Raw genomic sequence first — 13,776 nt, 5'->3', positions numbered from 1 at the left:
CTAAACTTGGCTCAGCAATCGCAAAAAACTCATGAATTCACGAGTTACTTGTGTTGCTGATAATCTTGCGACATCAGACTTATCTCACAAGCACCCACACGAATTGCTTGATTCAACTTGTTAAAGAGCAGTTGGTTGCGACCGTGTCGCTAACCGAGGCGCGCATTCTACGCTAGCCTCACATCCTGTCAAGCGTTGATTTGAACTTTTTCGTTTCAACTCAACCATTTGCACCGCCTTGACCAGACCAACCGATCGCGGCAGCGGGAGGCGAATCCTACAGCATCCTAAGACGCTGTCAACCCCTCCCCTTCACTTCGTCATTACCCGAAGGAGCTGACCAAGCGGCGAGGACTCCGTAGACCCCTCGCCCGACTCAGACCTAAGTGCTTGATTTTCAAGCCCTTCAGCGTCTGCGCCGGAAGTGGGGCGCATTATAGGGGAGTTTCGGAACAGGTCAACAGGTTATTTCAGAAATATTCAATAAAGCGGGATAGGTGCCAGGCGATAGCCGGCTTCGGTCGCGATGATCCGGTATTGCTTGATCTCGCCAGGCGTCAAGAGGATGGACTGAGAGACAGCGCTGGCCATGGGGGCGGCACAGGCGCCAGGACCGGAAGAGGTAAGACTCACCGAGACTTCGCCAGGAGGGAGATTAAAGGAGGCACTCTGGCCGGCCATGAGGGTAGTGGCCAGGCGCCCTTGAATAATCAGGCCGATATCGCAACCCGAACCTGAATAGGCATCGCCGCGCGTGATCATGAGGATACCCGGTTGCCCTGTACCGACCTGGGGGGCCTGGGCAAATACAGAGGCGCTACAGAGCAGAGTCGCGAAAACACCAGCAAGCCACTTCATGAGGGTCTCCTCCAGGTCGTTACGAACCTTAGCACCGGCCAGCCGGAACCGCGCTCTCTTTCGAAGCACTCCTCTCAAACGAACGCCTGTCACGCACAAAAATTGAGCGACTGGTCAGGTTAAAGAGCCAACCAACTCGCTGCTCACTCACCAAGACCATTCTTAACCAATTGAAATAACTAAAATTATTAAAATAAACAACTATTGGCTTCGATCTTGCTAACCACGGCGATACCTGACCACAAGGACAGGAATCCATAATGAGCAAGTCATCTGGGAAGTCGAAATGCAAAAAACCGTTATCGCCACGCTACTGACGAGCAGTCTGATGGCCGCTGGCGCGGCCAACGCCGCCGACAGTCCGCTGCTGTGGCATGGCGAAAGCCTCACCTATCTATATGGCAAGGATTTCCGGGTCGACCCGCACATCCAGCAGACGGTCACCTTCGAACACGCCAGTTCCTGGACCTGGGGCGATCTCTTCTTGTTCGTCGATAGCATCTGGTTCAACGGCGCGAGCAATCCCAGCGATGGGCACCAAGGCTTCTATGGCGAAGTCAGCCCACGGCTGTCGTTTGGCAAGCTGTCCGGCAAGGATCTCTCCTTTGGTCCCGTCAGCGATGTCCTGCTGGCCACGACCCTGGAATACGACCAGAACGATGGCAGGGGCGCCGGCCGTGATCAGCGCAACTACTTGATCGGCCCGGGCTTCGATCTCAAGGTGCCTGGCTTCGACTACTTTCAGCTGAATCTCTACTACCGCAAACCCGATGGCGGCAGTGTGCCCTCGGGTGCTTGGCAGCTGACGCCGGTATGGGCCTACACCCTGCCCCTGGGCAATTCGGATCTGCTCATCGATGGCTATATGGATTGGGTGATGAACAACAAGGGCAGCTATCACGCCAACCTGCACTTCAATCCACAGATCAAGTACGACCTGGGCAAGGCCCTGGGCTACGACGCCAAGCATCTTTATGTAGGTACCGAGTACGACTACTGGTCGGATAAGTACGGCATCAAGGACAGCGAGGGTTTCCGTACCGATCAGAGCGTCTTCAGCTTTTTGGTGAAGTATCAATTCTAAATCGTCCAGGGCCCTCTGCGGTCCTGCCGCTGCCGTCCATGCCGGCAGCGCCGATGCGAGGTAACCACTCCATGACCACTCCCCTTCAGGATGATCTTCTCTATGGCCTGGAAGAACGCCCAGCGCCCCTTGCCGCCTTTTGCGCCGCGCTGCAGCACGTGCTGGCAAGCTTCGTCGGCATCATCACGCCGCCGCTGATCATCGCTGGCGTGCTGGGGCTGAATGAGCACCTGCCCTATCTGATCAGCATGGGCCTAATGGTGTCGGGCGTCGGCACCTTCTTGCAGGCCCGGGGGGCTGGCGGTCTAGGGGCTGGCATGATTTGCCTGCAGGGCACCAGCTTCGCCTTTCTATCGGCCGTGCTGGCGGCGGGAATGCTGGTCAAGCAGCGCGGTGGCACGCCAGAGGACATTCTGGCGATGATCTTCGGGGTGTGCTTCTTCGGTGCCTTCGTCCAGATCGGCCTGAGTCGCTGCCTGGGGCTGTTGCGTCGGGTGATCACGCCTCTGGTGACGGGCATCGTGATCACGCTGATCGGTGTCAGCCTGATCAGGGTTGGCATCACCGACCTCGGGGGCGGCGCCAAGGCAACCAACTTCGGTGCACCGGCCAATCTGGCGCTGGGTGGCCTGGTCTTGGTCATCATCATCTCCCTGAATCTGTCGCGGCGGCCCTGGCTAAGGCTATCGGCTGTGGTGATCGGTCTGTTGGTAGGGTCATTGGCTGCCTGGGCCTGTGGCCTGCTGAAGCCGCAACCCTTGCCGCCACTACCCCTGGTAAGCGTGCCCCTCCCCTTTCACTTCGGTTTCGCCTTCGATTGGTCGGCCTTTCTGCCAGTGGCGCTGATCTATGTGATCAGCACCATAGAGACCACCGGCGACCTGACCGCCAACTGCCTGATCTCGCGGCAGCCCATCGAGGGACCGGCCTATATAAGGCGCCTCCGGGGTGGGGTATTGGGTGATGGTGTCGCCTGTCTGTTGGCGGCGACCTTCAATACCTTTCCCAGCACCACCTTCGCGCAGAACAACGGGGTGATCCAACTGACCGGCGTGGCCAGCCGCTACGTGGGCTATTGGATCGGCGGCATCCTGCTGCTGTTGGGGCTGTTCCCGGTGCTGGGCGCGGTCTTGCAGCAGATCCCCAAGCCGGTACTGGGTGGCGCCACCCTGGTGCTGTTCGGCAGTGTGGCGGCAGCAGGTATTCGCCTACTGGCGCAATGCCGCCTGGATCGCCGCAGCCTGCTGATCATCGCCACCTCGCTGGGCGTGGGGCTGGGCATTGCCAGTCAGCCGACCTTGCTGGATCAGTTGCCACCCCTGGTGAAGAATCTCTTCGATACCGCGATCACCAGCGGCGGTATCACCGCCATCCTGCTCAACCTGTTGCTGCCCGAGGAGAGAACCGTTCAGGCGACAGAATGCAGCACGCCAGCGTCACACCCTTGAGTCGAGGCTTGTGTCCGAGGCGGGGGGTGCGCTATTGATGCCAGCCTCGCCTTCGGACCCTGCAGTTGTCATGACCCTACTCGTACCCGCACATCATGCCGGCCAGGACAAGCCAGCCGGACGGATTCGGCAGAAGAATGAGGAGTCGATCCTGATCGCGGCGGAGGAGGAATTCGCCCGCCACGGTTTCAAGGGCACCAGCATGAATACCATCGCCCAGCGCGTTGGGCTGCCCAAGGCCAACCTCCATTACTATTTCAACAACAAGCTCGGCCTCTACATGGCGGTGCTGGGCAACATCCTCGAGTTGTGGGACAGCACCTTCAACCACCTGACCGTGGATGACGACCCGGCCGAGGCGCTGGCCCGCTATATCCGCGCCAAGCTGGAATTCTCCCGACGCCAGCCGCTGGCGTCGCGGATCTTCGCCATGGAGATCATCGGCGGCGGGACCTGCCTGTACGAGTACTTCAACCAGGACTACCAGACCTGGTTCCGCAGCCGGGCCGCGGTGTTCGACGCCTGGATCGCCGCGGGGAAGATGGACCCGGTGGACCCGGTCCATCTCATCTTCCTGCTATGGAGCAGCACCCAGCACTATGCCGACTTCGCCAGCCAGATCTGTCGGGTGACGGGGCGTACCCGGTTGACCCGTCAGGATTTCGAGGAAGCGGCCCAGACGCTCACCCATGTCATCCTCAAGGGTCTCGGGCTCAAGACAGCCGCAACCGCATGACCTTCACCCTCACTAGCGAAGCCTCCTGCGAAGAAGAGGTGCGCAAGAGTCGTTTCCTCGCGCTCGCCGCTCCGGTCACCAGCGTGGAGGCCGCCATGGCCTTCATCGAACGAGTGAGCGTGCCCACCGCGACGCACAATTGCTGGGCCTGGAAGCTCGGTAATCAATACCGCTTCAACGATGACGGCGAGCCTGGCGGCACCGCAGGGAGGCCGATCCTGGCGGCCATCGAGGGGCAGGAGTGTGATCAGGTCGTGGTGGTAGTCATCCGCTGGTACGGCGGGATCAAGCTGGGGACGGGTGGATTGGTGCGGGCCTATGGCGGTTGCGCTGCCCGTTGTCTGCAGCAGGCGGACAAGCAACCCCTGGTGGTGCGCGAAACCCTTGGCTTCGCCTGCACCTATGCGGAATGGCCGCTGATCAAGGCGCGGCTGACGACGCTGGCGGTGGTGGTGCTCGCCGAAGACTACCAAGCACTGGAAATCGCGCTGCAGATCGCCGTGGAGCCACAGCGCCGGCATGAGCTGGCGACGCTGCTAGCCAATGTCAGCAGCGGCCGTATCGTTCTGCGCGCTATTTAGCGGCACGACCTTTGCTTTTTGGCGGTGCACGCCCTCACGACTCGCACCGCCTTGGCGCAACACTGCGCTAGCCTGGCCCTGCATCGCGTTTGGCGGCAAGACTGAACCTGCCAAAGAGCTGCGTATCGCACCAAAAGCGATCAAAAAGCAGCCGAAAGGCATGTTTTTGGTGCAACCCTTTTAGACGACTGCCTCGATGAACGAACTGCCTTCCGCCGTGGCCACCCTGGTCCACAGTGCCAATACCCTATTCCTGCTGCTCGGCGCCGTGATGGTGCTGGCCATGCACGCCGGCTTCGCCTTTCTCGAGGCGGGTACGGTCAGACACAAGAATCAAGTGAATGCGCTGTCCAAGATCCTCGCCGATTTCGCCATCTCGACCCTGGTGTATTTCTTCGTTGGGTACTGGATCGCCTATGGCGTGACCTTCTTCGCCCCGGCCCAGGTACTGACCGCCGACAGTGGCTATGGACTGGTGAAGTTCTTTTTCCTGGCGACGTTCGCCGCGGCCATTCCGGCGATCATCTCCGGGGGGATCGCCGAGCGCGCCCGCTTCGTCCCGCAACTATGCGCCACCGCGTTGATCGTGGCCTTCGTCTATCCCAGCTTCGAGGGCCTGATGTGGAACAACAACCTGGGCCTGCAGGATGGCTTCGAAGCGTTGTTCGGGGCGCGCTTCCACGACTTCGCCGGCTCGGTGGTGGTCCATGCGGTGGGCGGCTGGCTGGCGCTGGCCGCGGTGCTGCTGCTGGGCCCGCGGCAGGGTCGTTATCGCGAGGGTCGCCTGGTGGCCTTTCCGCCGTCGAACATTCCCTTCCTGGCGCTGGGCTCCTGGATCCTGATCGTTGGCTGGTTCGGCTTCAACGTGATGAGCGCCCAGAGCCTGGCGGGCGTCAGCGGCCTGGTGGCGCTGAATTCGCTGATGGCCATGGTCGGGGGGACGGCCGCTGCCCTGCTGCTGGGACGCAACGACCCGGGCTTCTTGCACAACGGCCCCTTGGCCGGACTGGTCGCCGTCTGCGCTGGCTCCGACCTGATGCATCCCATCGCCGCACTGGTCACGGGGCTGGTGGCAGGCGCCCTGTTCGTCTGGGCCTTCACCGCCGTGCAGACGCGCTGGAAGCTGGATGACGTCCTGGGGGTCTGGCCGCTGCACGGACTCTGCGGTGCCTGGGGTGGTATCGCTTGCGGTTTGTTCGGCCAGACGGCGCTCGGCGGGCTGGGCGGTGTGAGCCTCATGGCACAGCTGGCCGGGACGGCGCTGGGCATCGCCATCGCACTGGTCGGGGGGCTGGCGGTGTACGGTCTGCTCAAGGCGCTGCTGGGGCTGCGCCTGAGTCAGGAAGAGGAATACCAGGGCGCCGATCTATCGATCCATCGCATCGCCGCCAACAGCCACGACGGCTGACCGCTAGGGTTACCCACAGGGCGCGTGCACAGGGATGTGGATAACCCGTGCATGAAGCCACGAGAACGCCATCCAGACAGCTTCGCCGGCGACTGGCGAAGAAATGAACACAGGGACAAGGAGCAGGAGTCGTCCCTAGCCCTGTCGCGAGGACGATCGTGGAAGGCGGGACATCGATAGCCTGCTGACAGCCGGAGTCGGTAGAGTGGGTGACCCCTTTTCCAGGAGCGCCCCATGCCCGCCCTTTCCACCCTGCTGCCCTGGCTCCGCGAGGTGGACCGCACCAGCCTGAGGGCGGACCTCGGCGCAGGCCTGCTGGGCGCGGTGCTGGCCCTGCCCCAGGGCGTGGCCTTCGCTACCCTGGCCGGATTGCCGCCGCAATATGGGGTCTACGGGGCGGTGGTGCCCTGCATCGTCGCGGCCCTGGCGGGCTCCAGCCGGCATGTGGTGACCGGACCGACCAACGCCAACTCCCTGGCCTTGCTGGCGGCACTGTCGCCCTTGGCACTGGCCGGCTCCGGTCCCTATATCGACCTGGCGCTGGCGGTGACCCTGCTGGTCGGCCTGCTGCAACTGCTGGTGGGGGGGCTCCGGCTGGGCGCGGTGGCCAACTTCATCTCGCCGTCGGTGCTGCTCGGTTTCATGAGCGGCGCCGCCGTGCTCATCGGACTCTATTCGCTCAAGGATCTGTTCGGCCTGTCGCCGCCCCTGGGCACCTCGGCGTTCGGCGTGCTTGGCTACTTGCTCGCCCATCCCCTGGCGATCCACTGGCCGTCGCTGGTCATCGGCGCGGTGACCTTGGCTGCCACCCTGCTGCTGCGTCGGCTGCGGCCGCGCTGGCCGACCATGCTGCTCGGCCTGCTGGCCGGTTGCCTCTGCGCCTGGGTGCTGGAACGCGGCCTGCCCGGTGCGGCCCAGGGCATCGCCACGGTCGGCCGCATTCCTTCGGCCTTGCCGCCCTTTCACCTGCCCGATGTCACCCTTCAGGACCTGGGCAATCTTTCCGGGATCGCGGTGGCCCTGACGTTGGTGGCGCTGGGGCAGTCGCTGTCGATCGCCAAGGCGGTGGCCCAACGTTCCGGGCAGCGGCTGGACATCAATCGCGAATTCATCGGCCAGGGTCTGGCCAATCTCGCCGGCGGCTGCTTCTCGGCCTATGTCTCCTGCGGCTCGCTGAATCGCTCCATGCCCAATCTGGAGGCGGGTGCCCGCACGCCTCTGGCCGCGGTATTCGCGGCGCTATTGGTGGTCGCCCTGGTGGCCTTTGGCGGTGCCCTGATCGCCGCCATTCCGCTGGCGGCGATCTCCGCCACCCTGCTGCTGGTGGCGCGGGGTCTGCTGGACCTGGGACGCTGGCGCGAGGTGCTGCAGGTCAGCCGTACCGAGGCGCTGGTCGCCGGGGTGACCTTCCTGGCGACCCTGACCATTCCGCTGGACCGCGCCGTGCTGCTGGGCACCCTGGTGTCTCTGGTGGCCTATCTCTATCGCACCTCCCATCCGGCGATCCGCCCGCTGGTACCGGATGCGAGCACACCCGAACGCCGCTTCACCCCATTGGACGAACTGGGCCATCGGGCGCAGGAATGCCCACAGCTCAAGCTGGTGCGCGTGGAGGGCTCGGTGTTCTTCGGCGCCGTCCAGCATGTCACCGATCAACTGGATGGCTTTCGCCGTACCCAACCCGGCCAGAAGCACGCGCTGTTCATGACCAAGAGCATGAATTTCATCGATCTGGCGGGTAACGATCTCTGGCGCCGGGAATGGCGCGAGCGACGGGGCCTGGGCGGCGACCTGTATTTCCATCGACCGCGCACTCCGGTGCTGCAATTGTTCGCCAAGACCGGCTTCCTCAAGGAGCTGGGCGAAGGACACGTGTTTTCGTCCAAGGACCAAGCCCTGCGCAGCATCTATCCGCGCCTGGACCCGGAGGTGTGTCGGACCTGCACCGCGCGCACCTTCGTGGAGTGCGCGGCGCGGGCGGCGGAGCAGCTTAAGGACGAGCCCAGAACGGACTGCTAAGCTGGCGGTTTTACCCTGCCGCTGGAGAAGCTCATGCCTGCCGTCCTGTCTCGCGCCCGTTCGCTCGCCCTGGCCTGTCTGTTGTTACCGGGTCTGGCACTGGCCCATGGTCATCTCAAGAGCGCCGAGCCGGCGCCCGACAGCACCGTCAGCCCGGCACCGAAGCAGCTGAGCCTGAGCTTTTCCGAAGGCATCGAGGCGTCGCTGAGCCAGGTGCAGTTGCAACGCCTGGATGGCCAGGCCAGCACGGCGATCACCACCGGCAAGGTCATTTCCGGTACCGATGCCAGGACCCTGGAAGTCCCGCTGGAAGCGCCGCTGCCGGCCGGCCGTTATCAGGTGAAGTGGCGGGTACTGGCCAAGGATGGGCACAAGACCCAGGGCGACTACCGCTTCACCGTCCAATAAGCCTTCCCGTGTTGGAGGTCGGACTGGCGACGCCCGAGGCCTGGCGTCCGCTCACCCGCGCCCTGCTCCTGCTGCCGCTGCTGCTGACCTGGGGTTACCTGGCGCTCGCGCGCTGGCTGGCTCGGCCCGGGCTGCGTAACTGGCTACTGGAGCGGGCGCGAGGTAGCGCGCGGGCGTTGGGTGCCCTACTGCTGCTCGGCGTAGTCGCGCAATTACCCGTGCAGGCTGCGCTGGTGGGCGATGGCTGGACAGATGCCTTCAACCTGGCCGTCTGGCAACTCTTCCTGGCCACCGACGCGGGACAGGCCTGGCGCTGGCAACTACCCCTAGGGGCGCTGGTGGCACTGTGGCTGCTGGCCGGACCCTTCAACCGGGGCTGTGCTGTGCTCTGGGGCCTGAGTGGCGCGCTGCTGGCCAGCCTGGCGCTGGGCGGCCATGCGGCGGCAACCGGGGGCGCCCTGGGTATCGCGCACCAGCTGAATCAAGGGCTGCACCTGCTGAGCGCCGGTCTCTGGCTGGGCAGTCTGCCCGGCGTGCTGCTCTGCCTGCAGCGGCCACCCGCGATGCTGAAGGCCGAGGTCCGCGACCTGTTGCGTGGTTACTCGCTGCCGGGTCAGGTGTGCGTGGCGCTGGCGCTGCTCAGTGGCGCGCTCAACAGCCTGTTGATTCTCGGGCCTGCAGGCCTCTTCCAACTGACGCCCTACTCGGGGCTGCTGCTGGGCAAGGTGCTGGTGGTGGCGGGGATGGTCGGGCTGGCGCTGCTCAATCGTTATGTGCTGGTGCCGCGACTGGCTCATGGACCCTGGGCGCTGCAGTGGCTGCGACGGGCCACCGCCGTGGAGATCGCCTTGGGCGTGCTCGCCGTCGCCCTGGTGGCGGGCTTTTCCGGTCTCGATCCCTACAGCTAGCAGGTGGGGCGGCTCGCACCGCCCCGGTAAGCCTTAGAAATAGACGTTCATACCCAGGTAGATTTCCTTGGTGCTGTCGAGTTGGGTCGAGCCGAGCTTGGTGCCGTCTTCGTCGATGTCCGGCTTGGCGTTGCTGCGCAGGTAGCGATAGCCGGCTTCCAGGGAGGTGCGGTCGTTGACCTGCTGCAGGATGCCCGCCTGGACGCCGGCCAGGTAGCCGGTATCGCCGTTGTGGCTGTAGCTGGAGCCATCCTGGGTGACTCGTGTCAGGCCCAGGGTGCCGCCGCCGAACAGCTTGGTGCTGTTGCTCAGCGGGTAGAAGGCGTCGTAGCTGCCGGTGAGGTCTTGCTGGCGGAGCTTGATGCCATCGCTGCTGCCGCTGACCTGGTCGAGGGTAGCGTAGTAGCGACCGGCATCGTTCTGCTGACCGAGGCGCAGGCCCCAGGTGTTGTTGCCGTCGATGGCACCGTCGGTGTCGGGGCTATTCAGGTTGCTATTGAGCGCGTGACTGTTGTTGAAGTTGTCGTAGCTCCTGCCGTAGGTGAGGCCGGCAAAGTTCTGCGTATCGGCGGCGAAGACCGAGTGGCTGGCCAGGGCCAACAGACCAAAGAGGACGACACGGGATTTCAGGGCGTTCATCTAACTAAGCTCCTCACGCAATTCAGATACAGCCCGACCGGCTGCGCCACCATCTTCACTGGACGCAGGTTATCGACGGATTAACGGTGCTGAATCGGAGCTGAACGGCATGAGGCGGGAAGCGACCGGACCGCCCGTTGCAGGCGGTCCGGCAGAAGCATCAACGCTGACGGTGGTACTCGGTCACGCGCAGGACTTCTTCCTTGGAGCCCAGGAACACCGCGACCCGCTGGTGCAGGGCATCCGGCTGGACGTCGAGGATGCGCTGGTGACCATTGGTGGCGGCACCACCGGCCTGCTCGACCAGCATGGCCATGGGGTTGGCCTCGTACATCAGGCGCAGCTTGCCGGGTTTTTCGGGCTCGCGGGCATCGCGGGGGTACATGAAGATGCCACCGCGGGTGAGGATGCGATGGACGTCGGCCACCATGGAGGCGATCCAGCGCATGTTGTAGTTCTTGCCCAGAGGGCCTTCCTTGCCGGCCAGCATCTCGTCGACGTAGCGCTTGACCGGGGCATCCCAGTGGCGCTGGTTGGACATGTTGATGGCGAATTCGGCGGTGCTTTCCGGGATGGAGATGTCTTCGTGGGTGAGCACGAAGCTGCCCAGCTCGCGATCCAGGGTGAAGCCCTTGACGCCGTCGCCCAGGGTCAGCACCAGCATGGTCTGGGGGCCATAGATGGCATAGCCGGCGGCGACCTGCTCGGTGCCCTTCTGCATGAAGGCTTCTTCGGTCACGTCGCCAGTGGTGCTGCTGACGAAGTCCTTGCGCAGAATGGAGAAGATGGTGCCCACGGAGACGTTGACGTCGATGTTGGACGAGCCGTCCAGCGGGTCGAACATCAGCAGATAGGCGCCCTTGGGGTAGTGACCGGGGATCTGGTGAACCTGGTCCATTTCCTCGGAGGCCATGCCAGCCAGGGTGCCGCCCCACTCGTTGGCTTCCAACAGAATTTCGTTGGACAGCACGTCCAGCTTCTTCTGCACCTCGCCCTGGACGTTCTCGGTGCCCATGCTGCCGAGTACGCCACCCAGCGCTCCCTTGGACACCTCGTAGCTGATGCGCTTGCACGCCCGCGCCACGACTTCGATGAGGAAGCGCAGGTCGGCCGGGGTCTTGTGGCTGCGGGTCTGCTCGATGAGGTAACGACTGAGGGATATCCGGGACATCGCGGTGCTCCTTGTAATGATGGGCGCGAGTGTAGCGCCAAAGCTCAAGCTCCGTCTCAAGCAGAGCGGACAGACCAGCCGAGTCGGGACGCGCTGCACGCTGCACGGCAACACCGGCCCAGGGCGGGCGTTGCCATTATCACCGTTGGCGACAGCAGGCGTCAGGGCACGTCCGGAGTCTCCACGGCCAGCAGTACGCCTCGGCCAACACGGAGATTTTCGGCGCTGGGATAGACTGCCCCGTCCGGTTCCAGTTCAGGCTGGCTGCTGTCCAGCTGTATCACCCAGTGATGTCCGTCACGTGACGGCGGCAGACGCAGCTCGATTTGCTCGCGCCGTGGCTGGAAAGCCAGCCAGATGCGCGCGCCCTGGGCCTGGTCTTCGCCATCGAGGGGTTCGAGGGTGAGACTCAGCGGCAGGCTGCCCGGGGCCTGCCAGCGACCCGCGTCCATTGGCGTGCCGTCGGCGTCGAGCCAGTCGATCCTCACCCAGCCGTTGGCGTCGGGCCGCCCCAGCAGGCGCTGGGCCTGCAAGGCCGGATGGGCGCGGCGCAGCGCCATGAGCCTACCGACGAAGGCGCTCTGCCGTTGCCCGGCGGGGCTGGCGGCCTGCTGCCAATCCAGCCAGGAGAGTTCGTTGTCCTGCACATAGGCATTGTTGTTGCCCTGCTGGGTACGGCCGAATTCGTCGCCCGCGGTGAGCATGGGTTCGCCACCGGCGAGGATCAGGGTCGCCAGCAGGGCGCGCCGGTCGGCGGCGCGGACTTCCTGCACTGCGGGGTCGTCGCTCGGCCCCTCCACCCCGTTGTTCCAGCTCTTGTTGTCGGTGGTGCCGTCGCGATTGCCTTCGCCGTTGGCCTCGTTGTGCTTCTCGGCGTAGCTGACCAGGTCAGCCAGGGTGAAGCCATCATGGGCGGTGATGAAGTTGACGCTGGTGCGCAGCAGACGATCGCCCGTGCCGAAGAGGTCGGCGCTGCCCGCCAGCCGGGTAGCCAGGGCGCCGCGCAGGCCTTCGTCGCCGCGCCAGAAGCGGCGCACGTCGTCACGGAAGGCATCGTTCCATTCCTGCCAAGGCGCGCGGAAGGCGCCGACCTGATGACCACCGGGGCCGATGTCCCAGGGTTCGGCCACCAGTCGTACCTGGCGCAGCACCGGGTCCTGCGCCATGGCCTGGAGCAGCGGCGCATCGCGGTCGAAGCCGCTTTCCAGGCGACCCAGGGCCGGCGCCAGGTCGAAGCGGAAGCCATCGACGCCCGCGGCGGTGACCCAGTGGCGCAGGCTGTCCAGGGTCAGGCGCAAAGCGGGCGGACTGTAGAGTGCCAGGCAATTACCGCAGCCCATATCGTTGATGTAGCGCGCCGGATCGTCCGGCTGCAGCCGGTAATAGCCGGCATTGTCCAGGCCGCGCAGGTTGAAGGTGGGGCCGAGTTCGTCGCCTTCGCCGGTATGGTTGAAGACCACGTCGAGCAGCACTTCGAAGCCAGCGGCTTGCAGGGCGGCGACCGTCTCGCGCAATTCGCCCAGGGCATCGGCGCCCGCCAGACGCGGATCGACGGCCGCCATGACCACCGGGTTGTAGCCCCAGTAATTGGCCAGCCCGAGGGCCGGCAGATGGCGATCGTCGGCCCAGGCGGCGATGGGCAGCAGCTCCAGGGTGGTGACGCCGAGGCGCTGCCAGTGCTCGATCAGCGCCGGATGCCGCAGCGCGGCCAGGGTCCCGCGCTGACGGGCCGGGACCTTGGGATGCAGCTTGGTCTGGCCGCGGACGTGCAGTTCGTAGATCAGCCCGGCGTCGCGGCGCTTGGGGCTGGGTGCGAGAGTGTCCAGCGGGGGCAGGACGATGGCCTTGGGGACGTGGGGGCCGCTGTCGCGTTCGTCCGGGCGGTTGGGATCGTCGGGATGGAAGCCGTAGGTGCTGGGGTGGAGTTGGAAGGGCCGATCCACCGCCAGGGCCCAGGGGTCCACCAGCAGTTTGTGGGCATTGAATCTGAGGCCGTCCTGGGGCCAATAGGCGCCCTGGGCACGCAGGCCGTATCTCAGTCCCGGCTTGGCGCCAGGCAGGAAGCCGTGCCAGACGCCGCCTTCGTGCTCGCGAAAGACCAGGCGCTGGGTCTCGGCTTCACCCTTGGCATCGTAGAGGCAGAGTTCGATGGCCTCGGCCGCGGGCGACCAGACGGCGAAGTTGATCCCGTCGGCGACGACGGTGGCACCGTAATGGGCGGGGCTGCCCGCCTCGAGGCGGGTGAAGGTACGGGGCATGGGGACTCCAGGTGAAAGGCTGGCGGGGCGGATTCTTCTGGAATGTAGACGTTGAGAGTGGCGGGGGTTCTCAGTTGGGGGCCACTAATCGCGGCCGCTCCTACCGGCCTCCGTAGATACCATCTCTCCCACCAATCACAACAGGTCTTCTAAAGGGCCTGTCGTGGTTGATATGGTCGCTGCGTCTTGAGCACGCCATAGGCGATCTGCAGCAGCTTACGCATGGCCGCGCCTAGGGCACTCATCCGGGGTTTACCG

Annotated in this window: 12 protein-coding genes and 1 pseudogene; 8 read left to right on the top strand and 5 right to left on the bottom strand. The window is 64.4% G+C overall.

Going from position 1 to position 13,776, the window contains the following annotated elements; all coding sequences use genetic code 11:
* Nucleotides 1–480: 480 nt before the first annotated feature.
* Nucleotides 481–858, bottom strand: coding sequence for a hypothetical protein (locus tag FAZ11_RS24390; protein ID WP_058763542.1), 378 nt, complete (start codon nucleotides 856–858; stop codon nucleotides 481–483).
* 286 nt (nucleotides 859–1,144) lie between these two features.
* On the opposite strand from FAZ11_RS24390, the gene FAZ11_RS24385 reads away from it, so the two are divergent.
* From FAZ11_RS24385 to copD, 8 genes are all read left to right on the top strand, one after another.
* On the top strand, nucleotides 1,145–1,942 hold the full coding sequence (locus FAZ11_RS24385; protein ID WP_058774534.1) for an outer membrane protein OmpK: 798 nt from the start codon (nucleotides 1,145–1,147) through the stop codon (nucleotides 1,940–1,942).
* Nucleotides 1,943–2,013: 71 nt separating this feature from the next.
* Nucleotides 2,014–3,390, top strand: a complete 1,377-nt coding sequence (locus FAZ11_RS24380; protein WP_058783270.1) for a uracil-xanthine permease family protein — start codon at nucleotides 2,014–2,016, stop codon at nucleotides 3,388–3,390.
* A gap of 70 nt (nucleotides 3,391–3,460) precedes the next feature.
* Entirely contained in the window at nucleotides 3,461–4,126 is a 666-nt protein-coding gene (locus tag FAZ11_RS24375) for a TetR/AcrR family transcriptional regulator (protein ID WP_058763548.1), read from the top strand.
* The gene (locus tag FAZ11_RS24370; RefSeq protein WP_058774535.1) at nucleotides 4,123–4,707 is read left to right on the top strand and encodes an IMPACT family protein; all 585 of its coding nucleotides are present in this window, start codon (nucleotides 4,123–4,125) and stop codon (nucleotides 4,705–4,707) included. Before FAZ11_RS24375 ends, FAZ11_RS24370 begins: the two co-directional genes overlap by 4 nt.
* Nucleotides 4,708–4,903: 196 nt before the next feature.
* Nucleotides 4,904–6,115, top strand: coding sequence for an ammonium transporter (locus FAZ11_RS24365; protein ID WP_058766340.1), 1,212 nt, complete (start codon nucleotides 4,904–4,906; stop codon nucleotides 6,113–6,115).
* A gap of 234 nt (nucleotides 6,116–6,349) precedes the next feature.
* Nucleotides 6,350–8,134: a SulP family inorganic anion transporter gene (locus tag FAZ11_RS24360; protein ID WP_058783272.1), complete on the top strand. Its 1,785-nt coding sequence runs from the start codon at nucleotides 6,350–6,352 to the stop codon at nucleotides 8,132–8,134.
* Between the two features lie 33 nt (nucleotides 8,135–8,167).
* Complete coding sequence (gene copC / locus FAZ11_RS24355; RefSeq protein WP_058766342.1) at nucleotides 8,168–8,542, top strand: copper homeostasis periplasmic binding protein CopC; 375 nt, start codon at nucleotides 8,168–8,170, stop codon at nucleotides 8,540–8,542.
* Nucleotides 8,543–8,550: 8 nt separating this feature from the next.
* A complete protein-coding gene (copD, locus tag FAZ11_RS24350; protein ID WP_240043653.1) occupies nucleotides 8,551–9,450 on the top strand; it encodes a copper homeostasis membrane protein CopD in 900 nt (299 codons plus the stop codon).
* Between the two features lie 33 nt (nucleotides 9,451–9,483).
* Here the strand turns inward: copD and FAZ11_RS24345 are convergent, their stop codons facing one another.
* From FAZ11_RS24345 to FAZ11_RS25765, 4 genes and pseudogenes are all read right to left on the bottom strand, one after another.
* Nucleotides 9,484–10,089: a hypothetical protein gene (locus FAZ11_RS24345; RefSeq protein WP_058766343.1), complete on the bottom strand. Its 606-nt coding sequence runs from the start codon at nucleotides 10,087–10,089 to the stop codon at nucleotides 9,484–9,486.
* Between the two features lie 160 nt (nucleotides 10,090–10,249).
* On the bottom strand, nucleotides 10,250–11,260 hold the full coding sequence (locus FAZ11_RS24340; RefSeq protein WP_058763561.1) for a class 1 fructose-bisphosphatase: 1,011 nt from the start codon (nucleotides 11,258–11,260) through the stop codon (nucleotides 10,250–10,252).
* A 161-nt stretch (nucleotides 11,261–11,421) separates the two neighbouring features.
* A complete protein-coding gene (glgX, locus tag FAZ11_RS24335) occupies nucleotides 11,422–13,518 on the bottom strand; it encodes a glycogen debranching protein GlgX (protein WP_058783273.1) in 2,097 nt (698 codons plus the stop codon).
* Between the two features lie 149 nt (nucleotides 13,519–13,667).
* Nucleotides 13,668–13,776, bottom strand: a pseudogene (locus FAZ11_RS25765) (IS110 family RNA-guided transposase); the annotation flags it as partial.

The sequence above is a fragment of the Pseudomonas rhizoryzae genome, from assembly GCF_005250615.1.
GTDB classification, from domain to species: Bacteria; Pseudomonadota; Gammaproteobacteria; order Pseudomonadales; family Pseudomonadaceae; genus Chryseomonas; species Chryseomonas rhizoryzae.
Note: the sequence above shows the minus strand (reverse complement) of the source record. Positions and strands in the feature narration are given on the sequence as shown.